Below are 16,936 nucleotides of genomic sequence, written 5' to 3' on the forward strand. Positions count from 1 at the left end.
CGGGGGAGATTCAGGCCGCGCGCTTGCGGTGATGGCGGGCGAATTCCAGGAGCGCGTCGCGCAGCACCACGGCCTGATTGTGTTCGGTGTTGCGCGCACCGTAGAGCAGGGTCAGGGGGCGATCGCCCGCAGCCGCCAGCAAGTCCGCCATGCGCGCTTGCTGCTCGGGCGTGGCCAGTTCGGCCAGATACTTGGCTCGGAATGCGTCCCAGCGTTCCTCGACGTGGCTGAACCATTTGCACAGTTCAGCGCTGGGGGCGATGTCGCGGGCCCATTCGTCCAGGCCGAGGTCCGCGCGGCGCAGGCCGCGAGGCCACATGCGGTCGACGAGGGCAAGGTAATGCCCTTGCGGACCGGTGCCTTCGTAAACGCGCTGCACGATGATGCGGGACGATTTCATGCCGGCTCCTGCGACGTGGGTGCGGACAGTCTACTTCACGGGCCGAGCGGCCAAGGCCATGCGCGCGGTCAGCTCGCACGTCGTTGAGCCGCCACGGCAAGAACCTGAACGGTAACTGAATGTATATAACCTGCGTCTTTCTTCCCTGAAATCGAGGTCTATTGCCACGGAAGTCACGTCATCTGCGGGCTGTGTCCCCGCCGCGAGACAGAGAGGCTTGTCGGGCTGCGGCGTTGTGGTTTACATTCGCTTAAATTCTATGTAACAACTCCGTTGGAGGCCGACCCAGTCGGCCTTTTTTTGAACCCACGCCCAACAGTCGTGGCTTGGCCAGGCTGCCTGGCGCCCCTTGCCGTCATGCCGCCACGCCATCATCCCGTCCTCCTTGCCTTGCCTGGCACCGCCGACACCCTTTGCCGGCATCGGCAGGCCCCTGCGCAAACCCCCTGCAGCAGCCCGCTGCTCCGTCCATGCTGAACTCCGACGATCTTCCCGCTAGCCACGCCGGGACGGGCGGCCCCTTGCGCATCCTGCATACGGAAGCCGCCACGGCCTTTGGCGGCCAGGAATTCTGTATCTATAAGGAGATGGTCGCCATGCGCGAGCGCGGCCATCACCTGGAAGCGGTCTGCCAGCCGCACGCCGAACTGGCGCAGCGGCTTCGCGACGCCGGTTTCACCGTGCACACCGTGAACATGGACGGCGCCGTCAATTTCGTGCGCAGCGTGGCGTTCGTGCGGCGCGTGGCGGCGCGCGGCCGCTTCGACGTGGTCAACACGCACAGCCGCAGCGACACGGTGCGCGCGGCAATGGGCGCGCGCCTTGCCCGCACCCCGCTCATCGTGCGCACCCGCCACCTGGCCAAGCCGATCAACTCGCTGTACGCCTACACGTGGCTGGCCCACCGCGTCATCGCCGTGAGCCGGCACGTGCAACGCCAATTGCTGGATGGCGGCGCGCCGCCCGAGGCCGTCGCCACCATCCATTCGCCGATTGTGTTGCCCGAAGGCGACGGTAAGGGCAGTCTGCGGCAGGAACTCGGCCTGCCGGGCGATGCGCTGGTCGTGGGCTGCGTGGCCGTCATGCGCACGGAAAAGGGCCATGCCGACCTGATCGACGCCTTCCAGCGGGTGCTGGCCGCGTTTCCGCAAGCCCATCTGGTGCTGGCCGGGGACGGCATGCCGGTGTTCGAGCGCCTGAAGGGACAGGTTCAGGCGCTGGGCCTGGCGTCCCGCGTGCACTTCCTGGGCCGGCGGCATGACATCGGCAACGTGCTGCAGGCGTTTGACGTGTTCGCCTTGCCGACCCATCGCGAAGCCTTCGGCACGGCATTTGTCGAAGCTGCCGCCATGGGCGTGCCCGTGATTGGCACGGACGTGGGGGGCGTTCCCGAAACCATGCAGGCCGGCGTGACCGGCCTGCTCGTGCCGCCGCGCGATCCCGCTGCGTTGGCCGCCGCGCTGGAAAGCCTGCTGGCCGACCCCGAACGCCGCCGCCGCATGGGCGAGGCGGGCCGGGAGCTCATTCGGGGGCAGGGGCTTTTCAGCGTCGACCGCGCGGCGCAGTTGGTCGAAGCGGCCTACGCACGCTGGCTGGGAGAACGGCGGGGGCGGGCCCCCGCGGCGCCCAGCGGCTCGATGCCGTAGAACGGTCAGTGCGGTAGAAAGCCCAGTGCGGTAGAACGCTCAGTGCGCTGGGCCGCTCAATGCCACAGCAGCGCGTTCATCGCTTCGACCAGACGGTCGCGGTAGCGCGGCAGCAGGGCCGACACCGCTTCTTGCCGGCGCTTCCAGGAGTCGGGCTCGGCGCCCGGCGCGATGCGCGGCGCCGCCCAGATCGGATCCGGAAAATGCCGGTCGCCGCGCCAACGCGGGATCACGTGCCAATGCAGATGCGGCACCATGTTGCCGAGCGATGCCAGGTTGACCTTGTCGGGCGTCAGGATCGCCTGCTGCGTTTCCTCGACCACATACACCGCCCGCATGAGCAGGTCGCGCCCGTGCGTGGACAGGCTGGTCATCTCGGCCAGGTGAGCGTTCCAGATCACACGCGTAAACCCCGGATAGTCGGGGTCCTCGACCTCGATGATGCGCAGGTGCGGTCCCCGCCACAAGAGCGTGCCGCCGTCTTCCTGGCACAGCGGACAGTTGGGATCGCGCGCGCTCAAGCCATCACCTTGCGGTACTGAATGAAGCCGGACCGGTCGGCAATGCGGTCGTAGAGCTGCATGGCGGTTGCGTTGGTTTCGTGCGTCAGCCAGTAGACGCGGGCGCAATTGGCCGCGGCGGCTTCGGCGTAGACGTGTTCGATCAGCTTGCGCCCGGCGCCCGTGCCGCGGGCCTCCTGGTCCACATACAGATCCTGCAAATAGCAGTAATCGCCCGCGGTCCAGGTGGAGCGGTGGAAGATCCAGTGCACCAAGCCCACCGCGCGGCCGCTTTCGTAGGCCAGCGCCGCGTGCATGGGCTCGGCCGGATCCAGAAAGCGCGCCCACGTGTTGCGCGTGACGGCGTCATCGATGCTGACGCGGTAGAAGTCCTGGTAGCCCTTCCACAGCGGCAGCCATGCGTCGAAGTCAGCGGCAACGATGGGACGGATATCTGCGGTACTCATGGGGCGGAGCCTCCTGGCGGAATTCAGAGTTGGTTTTCCATGGCTTCGACGATATGCCGCAGCACTTGCAGCCGAGCGTAACGCTTGTCGTTGGCCGACACCAGATGCCAGGGCGCGTGGGGCACATCGGTCCGCATCATCATCTCGTTGGCCGCCGCCGAGTACTCGGGCCATTTTTCGCGGTTGCGCCAGTCCTCGGGCGTGATCTTGAAATTCTTGAACGGCGATTTTTCGCGTTCGCGAAAGCGGGCAAGCTGTTCGTCGGGCGTGACCGCCAGCCAGAACTTGAGCACCAGCGCGCCGCTGGCCGCCAGCTGTTCTTCGAAGTCGTTGATCTCTGCGTAGGCCCGGCGCCACTTGGCGGGGGGGATCAGCTTCTCGACTCGCTCGACCAGCACGCGGCCATACCAGGAGCGGTCGAAAATCGCGATCCGGCCATGGCGGGGAATGCGCCGCCAGAACCGCCACAGGTAAGGACGGGCCAATTCTTCGGAGCTGGGCGCGGACACGGGCGTGATGTCGAATTGGCGGGCGTCCAGCGCGTGCGTGACGCGGCGGATGGCGCCGCCCTTGCCGGCCGCATCCTGACCTTCAAACACCAGGATCAGCGAGCGATCCTTGAACTTGTCGGAGCGGGCGGCGAGCGCCAGCCGGCCTTGCAGCAGGCCGAGTTCGGATTCGTAGTCTTCCTTCTCGACCTTGGCGTCATAGTCCAGCTTGCCCAGGCGGTCGACGATGCGCGTCGTGCTGGAATGCGCCACGAAGGCGGGCGGCAGGCGCGGCACGCCGCGCCGGCGCAGCGCCGTCAGCACCGCTTCGGCCGTGCGCGCGGTGCGCATGTTCTCGTCGGCGCTGGGGATCACCACCCAGGGCGCGTGACCGCAGTCCGTGTGATTGAGCACGACGTGCGCACCCGACCGGATGCGGTCGAAACGCTTGTTGACCTTCATGTCGACCGGGCTGACCTGCCACGCGGTCTCGGGACTGGCGAGCAGGCGCTGCGCCCGTTCCTTTTGCGCCTTGGCCGACAGGTGGAACCACAGCTTGACGATCTGCACGCCTTCCGAGGCCAGCATCGTTTCAAAGCGCATGATGGCGGCGGCATGGGCCTCGATGGCGTCTGCATTGGGCTTTTTGCGCACGGCTTCGATGACCAGCGGCGTGTACCAGGAGCCGAACACGATGCCGGTGCTGCCCTTGGGCGGCAGATCGCGCCAGTAGCGCCACAACGGCGGGCGATCCAGTTCGTCGCCCTCGCGCGGCCCATAGGCCAGCGTGCGGATGTGGCGCGGATCCATCCATTCGTTGAGCAGGTTGATCGTGGCGCCCTTGCCGGCCCCGTCGATGCCCGCCACGACGACCAGAAGCGTCTTATCGGCCTGGCGCAGGCGTTCGTACTGCGCATTCAGCAGTCCGACCCGCAGCCGCGTTTCCAGCGCCTTGAATTCATCTTTTGAGAGGGTAGGGTCTGCTTCGGCTTCGGCGAACATGGATGCGTCGGATCGGGTTGCTGCGATCGGGCGATCTTGCGGGATATGGCCGTGCGGCGCAAGTGCGCCGCGGCCAGGTGTCAAAGCGCGTTGACGGGAATCTTCAGATACCGCACGCCGTTGTCCTCGGCCGGCGGGAAATGTCCCGCGCGGATGTTCACCTGGATGGCGGGCAGGATCAGCGTGGGCATCGACAGTGTCGCGTCCCGCCGGGTGCGCATGGCGACGAATTCATCTTCGGTGATGCCATCGCGCACGTGGATGTTGCCGCGGCGCTGGTCGGCCACGGTGGTCTGCCAGGCGGCGTCGCGGCCCTCGGGCGGATAGTCGTGACACATGAAGAGGCGCGTGTCGTCGGGCAGGCTCAAGAGGCGCCGGATCGACTGGTACAGCAGGTGCGCATCGCCGCCCGGGAAATCGCAGCGCGCCGTGCCGACATCGGGCATGAACAGCGTGTCGCCCACAAATGCCGCGTCGCCGATCAGGTAGGCCATGTCGGCCGGCGTGTGTCCCGGCACGTGCACCGCCGTGGCGGTCAGCGCGCCGATCTGAAAGGTCTCGCCGTCGGCGAACAGATGGCCGAACTGCGATCCATCGAGCTGAAACGCCGGCTCCAGGTTCAGGATCTTCTTGAACACGCCCTGCACGCTGCGGATGCTTTGGCCGATGGCGATGACGCCGCCCAGCTGCCGCTGCAGATAAGGCGCGGCGGACAGGTGATCGGCGTGGGCATGGGTTTCCAGCAACCAGACCGTCCGCAGGCCGCGCGCGCGGACATAGTCGGCCACACGGTCCGCATTGGCGGTGCTGGTGCGGCCCGACTTGGGGTCGAAGTCCAGCACCGAATCGATGATGGCGCAGGCGCCGCCGGGCCCTGCCTCGTGGACGACGTAGGTGATGGTCGACGTGACGGGATCAAAGAAGGCCTGGATGTGCGGATTCATGGGGGCTCGGGAATGGAGGGCGGGCACGTCGGAACAGTTTACGTAAAAAAATAATATTTGCGAATAGTTTATTCAGAAATATAATGACGACGCTGTTGTCTCGTTTTTCCTCCACTGTCAGCGCCCCGCCATGAATGCCCCGCTTACCGAATGTGAAGTCTCCTCCCTGCGTGAATCGGCCTCCCAGGCCTGCACGCTGCTCAAGGCCCTGGCCAACGAAGACCGCTTGCTCCTCTTGTGCCAGCTGGTCCACAACGAACGCAACGTCGGCGAGCTGGAATCGCTGACCGGGATCCGCCAGCCCACGCTCTCGCAGCAGCTTGGCGTGCTGCGCGACGAAGGCCTCGTCGTCACGCGGCGCGAAGGCAAGTACGTCTACTACCAGATGGCCAGTTTCGAGGTCAGCCAGGTGATGAAGACCCTGTCCAGCCTGTACTGCGGACGTGCACTGGAGTCCCTCAAATGAACGTGGACTGGTCTGCCTTTACGCCGATCGCCGGTACGGCGGGGGGTTTCCTTATCGGCGCCGGCGCGGTCTTGCTGATGCTTGGCGCCGGGCGCATTGCCGGCATCAGCGGCATCGTGGGCGGTTTTTTCACCCCGACGCGAGGCGACGGTTGGCGCGTGGCCTTCCTGCTGGGACTGTGCGCCGCGCCGTGGGTCTACCGGCTGTTCGCCACTCTGCCGTCCATCACCGTCGATGCCAGCACGCCCCGGCTGATCGTGGCCGGCCTGCTCGTCGGGATCGGCACGCGATACGGGTCCGGCTGCACCAGCGGCCACGGCGTCTGCGGCCTGTCCCGCGGATCTCGCCGTTCGTTCGTCGCGACGGCAATCTTCATGGCGGCCGGATTCGTGACGGTCTACGTCTTGCGCCACGCGGTGGGAGGCTGACATGGCTGCGATCTACGCTTTTGCCGCCGGGCTCGTCTTCGGATTCGGCCTGTTGGTGTCGGGACTTGCCGACCCCGCGCGCGTGTTGGGTTTTCTGGACCTGGCGGGCTTGTGGAATCCCACCCTGGCGTTCGTGATGGGGGGCGCCGTCGTCGTGGCCAGCATCGGATTTGCGCGCTTGCGTCGCCGCCGCGCCAGCCTGTCGGGCGAACCCATGCGCTGGCCGCAGGCCACGCAGCTGGACTGGCGTCTGGCCGGCGGCAGCCTGGCGTTTGGCGTGGGCTGGGGCGTGGCGGGATTCTGTCCCGGACCCGCCGTCGTCGCCGCGGCGGCCGGCATCGGCGAGGCCGGTATTTTTGTGGTCGCCATGCTTGCGGGGATGGCGATCCACGCCATCATCGAACGCGCCCGGCGCGGCGGGGCCTGACCCCGCGTCCGCCGCCTTACTCGTACGTGCGGATGTCGTCGATCACCTTGCCGTCGTTCGGCAGGCCGCCTTCGTCCACCCATTGCACATCGGCGCGCAGCTTGGTCACGTCGCGCGCCGAATCGGCGATGCGCTTGGCCAGGTCATCGTTCTGCTCGCGCGACTCCACCTTGAGCACCATGCGGTCCGAGCCCGTGCTGCCGCTGATGACCAGCCGCGCCCGCAGGATTTCCGGATGCCGCCGGACCACGTCGGCCACCTGCGAGGGGTGCACGAACATGCCGCGCACCTTGGTCGTCTGGTCGGCGCGCCCCATCCAGCCCTTGATGCGGGTGTTGGTGCGCCCGCACGGCGAAATGCCCGGCATCACCGCCGACAGGTCGCCGGTGCCGAACCGCACCAGCGGGTAATCGGGGTTCAGCGTGGTCACCACGACCTCGCCAACTTCGCCGTCGCGCACGGGCTCGCCAGTGCCCGGACGCACGATTTCGACGATGATGTCCTCGCCCACCACCAGCCCCTCGCGGGCAGGCGTCTCGAAAGCGATCATGCCCAGGTCGGCGCTGCCGTACGCCTGGTAGCCATCGATGCCGCGCGCCGCCAGCCAGTCGCGCAGCGAGGGCGGGAAGGCCTCTCCGGAAACCAGCGCGCGGCGCAGCGAATCGAGCTTCACGCCCAGTTCATCGGACTTTTCCAGGATGATCTTCAGGAAGCTGGGCGTGCCGGTGTAGCCGCTGGGCGATAGGTCCTGAATCGCGCGCACCTGCTGTTCGGTCTGTCCGGTACCGCCGGGGAATACGGTGCAACCCACCGCGTGCGCGGCCGTCTCCATCATCGAGCCGGCCGGCGTGAAGTGGTACGAAAAGCAGTTGTAGGCCAGTTCGCCGGCGCGAAAGCCCGCCGCGTACAGGGCGCGCGCAAAGCGCCAGTAATCCGAGCGCGCGCTTTCCGGTTCGTAGATCGGGCCGGGCGAGGCAAACACCCGCATCGCTTCGCCCCAGCCGATGGCGGAAAAGCCGCCGAAGGCCTTGGCGGGCCCAGCGGGCCGGGCGGCGTCATCGCGGCTGTGCTGCTGGCGTTCAAGCAATTCGTGCTTGCGCAGCACCGGCAGCCGGGCCAGCGCCTCGCGCGAGGTGACCGTGGCCGGGTCCACGCCGCGCAATTGCTCGGCGATGGCCGGCGCGCGCGCGATGGCCCGCGCAATCGCCCCAGGCAGGGCCGCCATCAGATCGCGCTCGCGTTGCTCGGGCGCGCGGGTTTCGAGGTCATCGAAAAACTCGGACATGGAATCGCACCTTCTCGTGTGCCGGTTGGCGGCGCCGTTGCCGGCGCCATGCGGCAAGCGCTGGCTTGCCCGCGTCGGAAATCAGGCCAGCCAGCGTTTGCGGCGGCGGTAGAACTTGTTGTCCCGGAAACTCTTGCGCTCGCCGCTGGAGATGCCCAGGTAAAACTCCTTGACGTCCTCGTTCTGCGCCAGGTCGGACGCGGCGCCGTCCATCATCACGCGCCCGTTCTCCAGGATGTAGCCGTAATCGGCGTAGCGCAGGGCGATGTTGGTGTTCTGCTCGGCCAACAGAAAGCTCACGCGCTCGCGCTGGTTCAGGTCGCGCACGATCTCGAAGATTTCTTCGACGATCTGCGGCGCAAGACCCATCGACGGTTCATCCAGCAGGATCATGTTCGGGTTGGCCATCAGCGCGCGGCCGATCGCGGTCATCTGCTGCTCGCCGCCCGAGGTGTATCCGGACTGGCTGGTGCGCCGCTGCTTCAAGCGCGGGAAATACTGGTAGACCCGTTCCAGCGCGGCGGCGGTGTCGCCGCGGCTCATGCTGCGCGTATAGGCGCCGGTCAGCAGGTTTTCCTCGATGGTGAGGTGGGCAAAGCAGTGCCGGCCTTCCATCACCTGCACGACGCCGCGCTTGACCAGCTCGGCCGGCGTCAGCTTTTCGATGCGTTGGCCGCGGTACTGGATGTTGCCCTTGGTGACGTCGCCGCGTTCGCCCTTGAGCAGATTGGAGATCGCGCGCAGCGTGGTGGTCTTGCCCGCGCCGTTCGCGCCCAGCAGCGCCACGATCCTGCCTTCCGGCACCTGCAGGGACACGCCCTTGAGCACCAGGATCACGTGGTTGTAGATCACCTCGATGCCGTTCACATCGAGCAGCACCGGCGGGGCGCCTGCGGCGGCAATATTGGCGTCGTTCATAAACATTCCTGCAGCGTGGCGGCGGCCGGCCGGAAAGCCGGCCGCCGGGTCATATCAACTTGCGTTGCGCACCCGCGGCGTGGCCGCCGCGGGCGCTCCAGGGGCATCACTCACACTTGCGGGGCGTAATGTTCTTTTCCTTGGCGTACTTGGCCGCCGATTCCTTGACCATCGGGTCCAGGATCGTCTTGTCGGCCTGATACCAGTCGGAAACGACCTTGAACTTGGAACCGTCCCACTGCACGATGCGGGCCCAGTCGTCGCCCTTGTGGTTGGCGCACGAGGTCTTGACCGGACGCATGATCTGGCCAAAGCCCAGCTTGTCGAGCTTTTCCTGCGTCAGGTCCAGGTTCTCGAAGCCCCAGCGCACCTGCTCCGGCGTCAGCGCCTTGCCCTTGCCGTACTTCTCCTGCGCGGCGCGGATCGCTTCGACCTGCAGCATCGAAATCATCATGCCGCGCGTGTGGGCGATGGTGCCCAACGTGGTCTTGCCGGTCTTGTCCGCGCCCTGGCCCTTGTCGTAGACGTACTTCTTCAGATCGTCGTAGACCTTGTCGCTGTCGGCGCCGCTGTTGTGGATGGTGATGGCGTTGTAGCCCTTGGCGACATCGCCCAGGTCCTTGACGTCGCCTTCCGAGCCGGCCCACCAGATCGCGTACATCTTGTCGCGCGGATAGCCGCTGGCCTGCGCTTCGCGGATGGCGGTGGGCGTCATGATGCCCGCGCTCCACAGCAGCACGTAGTTCGGGCGCGCCTGGCGGATCTGCAGCCAGGTGGACTTCTGCTCCACGCCCGGCGCCGTCACCGGGTACAGCAGCAATTCAAAGCCTTCCTTGGCGGCGCGTTTTTGCAGCAGGGGGATCGGTTCCTTGCCGTAGGGCGAGTCGTGATAAACCAGGGCGATCTTCTTGCCCTTGAGCTTGTCCATGCCGCCTTCTTTCTTGGCGATGTCCTGGATCATCACGTCGGCGGCGGTCCAGTACGTGCCCAAGAGCGGGAAGTTCCACTCGAACACGCTGCCGTCCACCGATTGCGACAGGCCGTAGCCCATCGTTTCCACGGGCACCTTGTCGACGATGGCCTTGTCGCTGACCGCGAAGGTGATGCCGGTGGACTGTGTGTCGAAGCCCGATGCGCCGGTGCCCTTGCCCTTCAGGCGCTCGTAGCATTCCACGCCGCGGTCCGTGGCGTAGGCGGTTTCGCATTCTTCATACGTGATCTTGACGCCGTTCACGCCGCCATCGCGCTCGTTCACGAGCTTCAGGTAATCCAGCTTGCCATCGGCCCAGGGAATGCCCAGCGGCGCGAACGATCCCGTGCGATACACCAGCAACGGAACGAACTGCTCTTCGGCCGCCATTGCCGGCGTGGCCACGGCGCCTGCGGCGCCGGCTGCGGCCATCAAGGCTGCCGCCAACTTCAGGTTAAGACGCTTCATCTCCATTTACCTCCTGCGTGGTGTTTGGGTCGGTCAACCCTGTGACACCGGGATTGGCCCGGTCTTGAGCCGGGTATTCGGGGCGGGGGTCCAGCGCGGTTGTGCTGCGATGGACCCACGGAAATCAAAACGAAACACGATCAGTGCGGGAACGGCCAGATCCTCAACTTCTCCTTGCCGATGCTCCACAGCCGCGCCAGGCCGTGCGGCTCGGCGATCAGGAAGAACACGATCAGCGCGCCGAACACCATGTGCTCGATATGGGCGGCGGTGTCCACCGACAGCGGCAGGCCCAGCATGTGCGGGATGTTGGATAGCGCCACGGGCACCAGCACGATGAACGCGGCGCCGAAGAAGCTGCCGATGATCGAGCCCAGCCCGCCGATGATGACCATGAACAGCAGCTGGAACGAGCGGCCCAGGTCGAACGCCAGCGGCTCCCACGAACCCAGGTGGATGTAGCCCCACAAGGCGCCGGCCACGCCGACGATGAACGAACTGACCGCAAACGCCGTCAGCTTGGCGTACATGGGCCGGATGCCGATGACGGAAGCGGCGACGTCCATGTCGCGGATCGCCATCCATTGGCGTCCGATGGCGCCGCGCACCAGGTTCTTGGCCAACAGGCTGAAGATGACGACCAGGATCAGCACGAACAGGTACTTCTCCATGGCGCTCTGCACCGGCAGCCCGAAGGCCGTGAGCGGCGGCACCGACACGCTGCCCGAGGACGAATAGTTGGTGAAGAAGGGAATGCGCAGGAACGCCCAGTCCACGAAGAACTGCGCGGCCAGTGTCGCCACCGCGAGGTACAGGCCACGGATGCGCAGGCTGGGGATGCCGAAGATCACGCCGACAAGGGTGGCAAAGCAGCCGCCCAACAGAATCTGCACCACCAGCGGCATGCCGGGAAAGCGCACGCCGAAGTTCCACGCCGCATACGCGCCCACCGCCATGAAGGCGCCCGTGCCCAGCGAAATCTGGCCGCAGTAGCCGACCAGGATGTTCAGGCCCACGGCGGCCAGCGCCAGGATCAGGAACGGAATCAGGATGGCGCGCAGCAGATAGTCGCTGGCCATCGCCGGCACGGCGATGAACGCCACCGCCATCAGCAGCCAGATGAAGACGCGATCCTGGCGGATCGGGAAGATCTGCTGGTCAGCGCGATAGCTGGTCTTGAATTGGCCGTTTTCGCGATAGAACATGTTTTATCCTCGGTGACGCAGGCTTAGACGCGGTCGATGATCTTCTCGCCGAACAGCCCTTGCGGGCGGAACAGCAGGAACACCAGCGCCAGCACATAGGCGAACCAGATTTCGATGCCGCCGCCCACCAGCGACCCCAGATACACCTCGGACAGCTTTTCCCCCACCCCGATGATGAGCCCGCCCAGAATGGCGCCCGGCACCGACGTCAAACCGCCCAGGATCACCACCGGCAACGCGCGCAGCGCGGCGGTGGACAACGTGAACTGCACGCCGAACTTCGATCCCCAGATGATCCCGGCCACCAGCGCCACCAGACCCGCCACGCTCCACACGATCACCCAGATGCGGTTCAGCGGAATGCCGATCGACTGCGCGGCCTGATGGTCGTCGGCCACCGCTCGCAGCGCACGGCCCGTCGAGGTGTACTGGAAGAAGAGCGCCAGCGCCGCCACCAGCAGCGCCGCAATGACCGCGGCGGTCAGGTCCTCCAGGTTGATGAGCAGCCCCCCCTCGAACACCGAGTCCAGGATCAACAGCGGATCCTTGGGCATGCCGACATTGATGGAATACACCGAGCTGCCGAACGTGATCTGGCCCAGTCCGTCCAGGAAATAGCTGATGCCCAGCGTGGCCATCAGGAGCGTGGTGGCTTCCTGGTTGACCAGATGGCGCAGCACGAAGCGTTCGATCGCCACGGCCAGCAGGAACATCACGATCGCGCTGACAATGAACGCCAGCACGTTGGCCAGGATCATGTTGTCAAAGCCGAGCCAGCGCGGCAGCCATTCCGAAAAGCGCGCCATCGACAGCGCCGCCACCAGCACCATCGCGCCCTGCGCGAAGTTGAAGACGCCGGACGCCTTGAAGATCAGCACGAAGCCCAGGCCGATCAGCGCGTACAGCATGCCGCTCATCAGGCCGCCGAATAAGGTCTCTAGAAAAAATCCCATGCATCACCTTCAGGCGTTCGAGTGAGGGAGCGAGCTTTCTCCCTCCCCCTTGGGGGGAGGGTTAGGGGCGGGGGCGGTTGCCTGCGCTACCGCGTCCTTGGCGCTGGCGGCTTCGCCGCCAACGCCAAGGTACGCGCGAATGACGTCTTCATTTGCCCGAACTTCATCGGGCTTGCCGTCGCCGATCTTCTTGCCGTAGTCCAGCACGACCACGCGGTCCGAGATGTCCATGACCACGCCCATGTCGTGTTCGATCAGCACGATGGTCGTGCCGAACTCATCGTTCACATCCAGGATGAAGCGGCTCATGTCCTGCTTTTCCTCGATGTTCATCCCGGCCATCGGTTCGTCCAGCAGCAACAGGCGCGGCTCCATCGCCAGCGCGCGGCCCAGGTCCACGCGCTTCTGCAGCCCGTAGGGCAGGCGGCCGACCGGCGTCTTGCGGTAGGCCTGGATTTCCAGGAAGTCGATGATGTTTTCGACGAACTCGCGATGCTGGATCTCTTCGCGCTCGGCGGGCCCCAGGCGGAACGCCTGCGCCAGCAGGCCGCTCTTCATGCGCAGGTTGCGGCCCGTCATGATGTTGTCCAGCACGCTCATGCCCTTGAACAGCGCCAGGTTCTGGAACGTGCGCGCGATGCCCATCTCGGCGGCGCGGCGCGGGTTCATGCGCGAGAATCGCTGGTTGCGGAATTCAATGCCGCCTTGCTGCGGCGTGTACACGCCGTTGATGACGTTGAGCATGGAGCTCTTGCCCGCGCCGTTGGGCCCGATGATGGCGCGGATCTCGTGCTCGCGCACGTTGAAGGAAATATCGGTCAGCGCCTTGACGCCGCCGAAAGACAGGGAGATGTTCTGCATGTCCAGCATGACATCGCCGATACGCTGGTCGCGGTCGTTATGGCTCATGATCTCTACGCGGCTCGGGCGGTGATGGCGGGAAACGTCTTGACGGGGCAGATCCGCAGGTCCGCCGAAATCTTGCCGGTGCGTCCGTCTTCGAATTTCACTTCGGTCTCGATGAACTGCGACTGCTTGCCGCCAAAGAGCGCCTCGATCAGCACGCCATACTTCTGCGCGATGAAGGCGCGGCGCACCTTGCGCGTGCGGGTCAGCTCGTCGTCATCGGGGTCCAGTTCCTTGTGCAGGATCAGGAAGCGGCTGATCTGCGAGGCGGCCAGCTTGGGATCGGTCGCCAGGTCCGCATTGACCTGCTCCACGCATTCGGCAATGAGCTGATAGACCTCGTCCTTGCCCGCCAGGTCGGTGTAGCCGGCGTAGGCCAGGCCGCGGCGCTCGGCCCAGTTGCCCACGGCTTCCAGGTCGATGTTGATGAACGCGCACACATCCTCGCGGTTCGCGCCAAACGCCACCGCTTCCTTGATGTGCTGGAAGAACTTGAGCTTGTTCTCGATGTACTTGGGCGCGAAGAGGCTGCCGTTGGCCAGCTTGCCCACGTCCTTGGCGCGATCGATGATCTTGAGCTGTCCGTCGGTGTCCAGGTAACCGGCATCGCCCGTGTGGAACCAGCCGTCGGCGCTGCGCGCCTCGGCCGTGGCGTCCGGATTGCGGTAGTACTCCTTGAACAGGCCCGGGCTCTTGACCAGGATCTCGCCGTTGTCGGCCACGCGGATTTCCACGCCGGCCACGGGCGGTCCGACGGTGTCGTCGCGCACCTGCCCGTCGGGCTGCACGCAGACGAAAACCGAGGTCTCGGTGGACCCGTACAACTGCTTGAGGTTGATGCCGATGGAGCGGTAGAACACAAAGAGATCCGGCCCGATCGCTTCGCCAGCCGTGTAGGCCACGCGCACGCGGCTCATGCCCAGCGCGTTGCGCAGCGGGCCGTAGATCAGCACGTTGCCCAGTGCATAGCGCATGCGGTCCCAGGCGTTCACGGACTCGCCGTCCAGAATCTTGGTGCCGACGCGGCGCGCCAGCTTCATGCAGGCGCCAAACAGCTTGCGCTTGAGATATCCCGCGTCTTCCATGCGGATCATCACGTGCGTCAGCAGCCCTTCCAGCACGCGCGGCGGCGCAAAGTAATAGGTGGGGCCAATGTCGCGCATGTCGATCGACACGGTATCCGGCGACTCGGGATGATTCACCGTGAAGCCCGTGACCAGCAGCTGCGTGTACGAAAACATGTTCTGGCCGATCCAGGCGGGCGGCAGGTAGGCCAGCACGTCTTCCTGGTCGGTCAGCTTTTCCATGTCGGACACGGCGCGCGCGCGGTCGATGAGGGCGTGGTGCGTCAGCACGACGCCCTTGGGCTTGCCCGTCGTGCCGGATGTGTAGAACATCGCCGCGGGGTCCTGCGGCTGCACGGCGGCCACGGCGCGCGTGTAAAAGTCGGGGTGCTTGGCCGCGTATTCGCCACCCAGCGCTTCCAACTGCTCATAAGACAGCAGCATGGGATCGGCATAGTGACGCAGGCCGCGCGGGTCGTCGAAGACGACGTGCTTGAGCGCAGGGCATTGCTCGCGCACCTCGATCATCTTGTCGACCTGTTCCTGGTCCTCGACGATCGCGACGCTGATCTCCGCATCCTGCAGCACGTAGACCATTTCCTGGGCCACGGCGTCCTGATAGAGCGGAACGGGAATCGCACCGAGCGACTGCGCGGCCATCATGGCCATGTACAGACGCGGGCGATTCTCGCCGATGACGGCCACGTGCATGCCGGGCTGGATGCCAAGCGATGCGAGACCCTGGGCGACGTGACGGACATGCTCCGCCACTTCGGACCAGGTCAGGGTTTGCCAGATCCCCAGGTCTTTCTCTCGTATCGCGGGCCGCGACCCACGAACGTTGGCATGCGCGAGCAGCAGCGCCGGAAAGGTGTCCGGCGCCGCCGGCATCTGTGCAGATGCGGGCGATGAATGTGCCACGTTGTCTCCTCCGGTTTGGGCGCATCGCGCGCGGTGCCTGCGTTGAAGCGGCTGCGGCGGCGTGCTTGACCAGTTGGTTTTAGATTTACGGCAGGAGTTAAGGTATAAGGTTGGGTTGCTACCAACTGTCACCATCGCGACATTCAAGGACCTTTTAGGGTATTCCCGATGCAGCTATCCGACTCCCTGCAACTCGCCGCCGCCTGGTTCCGCGTACTCGACGCAGAGCAGCAAGCGCGCGTGGAGCGGGACCTTTCCGTGCAGCAGGTCGTTGCCGGATCGATCATAGAGCGCAAAGGCGAACTCGCCCAGGCATGGATCGGTGTGCTTGCAGGACTGGTGAAGGTGTCGGTGGGCAATTCAGAAGGCAAGGTCGCATCGCTGACGGGCGTGCCCGCCGGCGGCTGGATCGGCGAAGGCTCGCTCCTGAAGCGCGAGGTCCGCAAATACGACATCGTGGCGCTGCGCGACTCGGTGGTGGCGCGCCTGCCGGGCGCGACGTTCGACTGGTTGCTGGATACCAGTATTCCGTTCAACCGCTATCTGCTGCACCAGTTGAACGAGCGCGTGGCGCAGTTCATCGGCAAGGCGGAGTACGACCGTCTGCTGGATCCCGACGCGCGCGTCGCCCGCTGCCTGGCCGAACTCTTCAACCCTTTGCTGTATCCGGGCATGGGAATGCGCCTGACGATTACGCAGGAAGAAGTCGGCTATCTGGCCCGTGTCTCGCGCCAGCGCGCCAATCAGGCGCTGCGCAAGCTGGAGGAAGCGGGATTGTTGAACGTCGAATACGGTGCGGTGCGCGTGCTGGATCTGGACGGCCTGAAGCAATACGGCTCGGATCGGGGCACGTCGGAAACGGAGCAGGCGGCGTAAGCCGGGGCAAGCCGAGGCGCGAAAAAAAGTGTTGACGATAAATCGCGCGCTATTTAATATTGCGCCATGAAATCCAGAAACAAGACCAAAGGCGCTTTCAACCCGCTGCTGCTGGACAGCCAGTTGTGCTTCGCCCTGTACTCGACCTCGCTGGCGATGAACAAGGTGTACCGCAAGCTGTTGCGCGGGCTGGATCTGACCTATCCGCAATACCTGGTGATGCTGGTGCTGTGGGAAGGCGACGAAATTACGGTGACGGATATCGGCGACCGCCTGTTCCTGGATTCCGCGACGCTGACGCCGCTGCTCAAGCGCCTGGAAGCCGCCGGACTGGTGACGCGCAAGCGCGCCGTGAACGACGAACGCCAGGTAATCGTGAGCCTGACCAAGCAAGGCCGCGACCTGCGCGAGAAGGCGGAAGCGGTGCCGCATGCGGTCGGTGCGGCGGCGCAGTGTTCGCTGGACGAAGCGCAGGGCATGACGAAGACGCTCCACGCGCTGCGGGAAAAGCTGGTCGAAAGTCTTTGAGGTTGCGGGTGATGACTGTCATCATCCGGTTTTATAAGTAGCGCACGATATTGTTGTTCACTATTTAAAGTTTC

At 65.3% G+C, this 16,936-nt stretch carries 18 protein-coding genes; 6 read left to right on the forward strand and 12 right to left on the reverse strand.

What is annotated here, in order from left to right:
* Positions 1-10: 10 nt before the first annotated feature.
* Complete coding sequence (locus FBY20_RS12265; protein WP_142052388.1) at positions 11-400, reverse strand: DUF488 domain-containing protein; 390 nt, start codon at positions 398-400, stop codon at positions 11-13.
* Between the two features lie 470 nt (positions 401-870).
* Here FBY20_RS12265 and FBY20_RS12270 point away from each other — a divergent pair, with 470 nt between their 5' ends.
* Positions 871-2,046 carry a glycosyltransferase gene (locus FBY20_RS12270; protein ID WP_081100872.1) on the forward strand — a complete coding sequence of 392 codons (1,176 nt, stop codon included), beginning with the start codon at positions 871-873 and terminating at the stop codon, positions 2,044-2,046.
* A 56-nt stretch (positions 2,047-2,102) separates the two neighbouring features.
* Here FBY20_RS12270 and FBY20_RS12275 read toward each other — a convergent pair whose 3' ends face one another.
* From FBY20_RS12275 to FBY20_RS12290, 4 genes are all read right to left on the reverse strand, one after another.
* Positions 2,103-2,567 (reverse strand): HIT family protein, encoded by a 465-nt coding sequence (locus FBY20_RS12275; protein ID WP_056327353.1) that lies wholly within the window; start codon positions 2,565-2,567, stop codon positions 2,103-2,105.
* Complete coding sequence (locus FBY20_RS12280) at positions 2,564-3,013, reverse strand: GNAT family N-acetyltransferase (protein WP_128829567.1); 450 nt, start codon at positions 3,011-3,013, stop codon at positions 2,564-2,566. Before FBY20_RS12280 ends, FBY20_RS12275 begins: the two co-directional genes overlap by 4 nt.
* 23 nt (positions 3,014-3,036) lie before the next feature.
* The gene (gene pap, locus FBY20_RS12285; RefSeq protein ID WP_142052391.1) at positions 3,037-4,503 is read right to left on the reverse strand and encodes a polyphosphate:AMP phosphotransferase; all 1,467 of its coding nucleotides are present in this window, start codon (positions 4,501-4,503) and stop codon (positions 3,037-3,039) included.
* Positions 4,504-4,583: 80 nt separating this feature from the next.
* Positions 4,584-5,447 (reverse strand): MBL fold metallo-hydrolase, encoded by an 864-nt coding sequence (locus FBY20_RS12290; protein WP_142052394.1) that lies wholly within the window; start codon positions 5,445-5,447, stop codon positions 4,584-4,586.
* Between the two features lie 130 nt (positions 5,448-5,577).
* Here FBY20_RS12290 and FBY20_RS12295 point away from each other — a divergent pair, with 130 nt between their 5' ends.
* The 3 genes from FBY20_RS12295 to FBY20_RS12305 are packed head-to-tail and all read left to right on the forward strand — an operon-like array spanning position 5,578 to position 6,768.
* Entirely contained in the window at positions 5,578-5,913 is a 336-nt protein-coding gene (locus FBY20_RS12295) for a helix-turn-helix transcriptional regulator (protein WP_142052397.1), read from the forward strand.
* Positions 5,910-6,341: a YeeE/YedE family protein gene (locus FBY20_RS12300; RefSeq protein WP_142052399.1), complete on the forward strand. Its 432-nt coding sequence runs from the start codon at positions 5,910-5,912 to the stop codon at positions 6,339-6,341. Before FBY20_RS12295 ends, FBY20_RS12300 begins: the two co-directional genes overlap by 4 nt.
* 1 nt (position 6,342) lies before the next feature.
* Positions 6,343-6,768, forward strand: a complete 426-nt coding sequence (locus FBY20_RS12305) for a DUF6691 family protein (RefSeq protein WP_142052401.1) — start codon at positions 6,343-6,345, stop codon at positions 6,766-6,768.
* 16 nt (positions 6,769-6,784) lie between these two features.
* Here the strand turns inward: FBY20_RS12305 and FBY20_RS12310 are convergent, their stop codons facing one another.
* The 7 genes from FBY20_RS12310 to FBY20_RS12340 form a co-directional block, all read right to left on the reverse strand.
* Positions 6,785-8,053, reverse strand: a complete 1,269-nt coding sequence (locus FBY20_RS12310; RefSeq protein WP_142052402.1) for a phenylacetate--CoA ligase family protein — start codon at positions 8,051-8,053, stop codon at positions 6,785-6,787.
* Between the two features lie 81 nt (positions 8,054-8,134).
* Positions 8,135-8,971 (reverse strand): ABC transporter ATP-binding protein, encoded by an 837-nt coding sequence (locus FBY20_RS12315; RefSeq protein WP_142052405.1) that lies wholly within the window; start codon positions 8,969-8,971, stop codon positions 8,135-8,137.
* 106 nt (positions 8,972-9,077) lie between these two features.
* Positions 9,078-10,415 carry an ABC transporter substrate-binding protein gene (locus tag FBY20_RS12320; protein WP_081100873.1) on the reverse strand — a complete coding sequence of 446 codons (1,338 nt, stop codon included), beginning with the start codon at positions 10,413-10,415 and terminating at the stop codon, positions 9,078-9,080.
* Between the two features lie 134 nt (positions 10,416-10,549).
* Positions 10,550-11,614: a branched-chain amino acid ABC transporter permease gene (locus FBY20_RS12325; protein ID WP_056327370.1), complete on the reverse strand. Its 1,065-nt coding sequence runs from the start codon at positions 11,612-11,614 to the stop codon at positions 10,550-10,552.
* A gap of 23 nt (positions 11,615-11,637) precedes the next feature.
* On the reverse strand, positions 11,638-12,567 hold the full coding sequence (locus FBY20_RS12330; protein WP_056327372.1) for a branched-chain amino acid ABC transporter permease: 930 nt from the start codon (positions 12,565-12,567) through the stop codon (positions 11,638-11,640).
* A gap of 9 nt (positions 12,568-12,576) precedes the next feature.
* Positions 12,577-13,476, reverse strand: a complete 900-nt coding sequence (locus FBY20_RS12335) for an ABC transporter ATP-binding protein (RefSeq protein WP_142052407.1) — start codon at positions 13,474-13,476, stop codon at positions 12,577-12,579.
* Positions 13,477-13,481: 5 nt separating this feature from the next.
* Positions 13,482-15,458 (reverse strand): long-chain fatty acid--CoA ligase, encoded by a 1,977-nt coding sequence (locus tag FBY20_RS12340; protein ID WP_056327376.1) that lies wholly within the window; start codon positions 15,456-15,458, stop codon positions 13,482-13,484.
* A gap of 168 nt (positions 15,459-15,626) precedes the next feature.
* Here FBY20_RS12340 and FBY20_RS12345 point away from each other — a divergent pair, with 168 nt between their 5' ends.
* Positions 15,627-16,334 (forward strand): Crp/Fnr family transcriptional regulator, encoded by a 708-nt coding sequence (locus FBY20_RS12345; protein ID WP_056327378.1) that lies wholly within the window; start codon positions 15,627-15,629, stop codon positions 16,332-16,334.
* Positions 16,335-16,400: 66 nt separating this feature from the next.
* Positions 16,401-16,862, forward strand: a complete 462-nt coding sequence (locus FBY20_RS12350; protein WP_056327380.1) for a MarR family winged helix-turn-helix transcriptional regulator — start codon at positions 16,401-16,403, stop codon at positions 16,860-16,862.
* Positions 16,863-16,936 lie beyond the last annotated feature (74 nt).

The organism is Achromobacter sp. SLBN-14 (assembly GCF_006715415.1).
Classification (GTDB): domain Bacteria; phylum Pseudomonadota; class Gammaproteobacteria; order Burkholderiales; family Burkholderiaceae_B; genus Achromobacter; species Achromobacter mucicolens.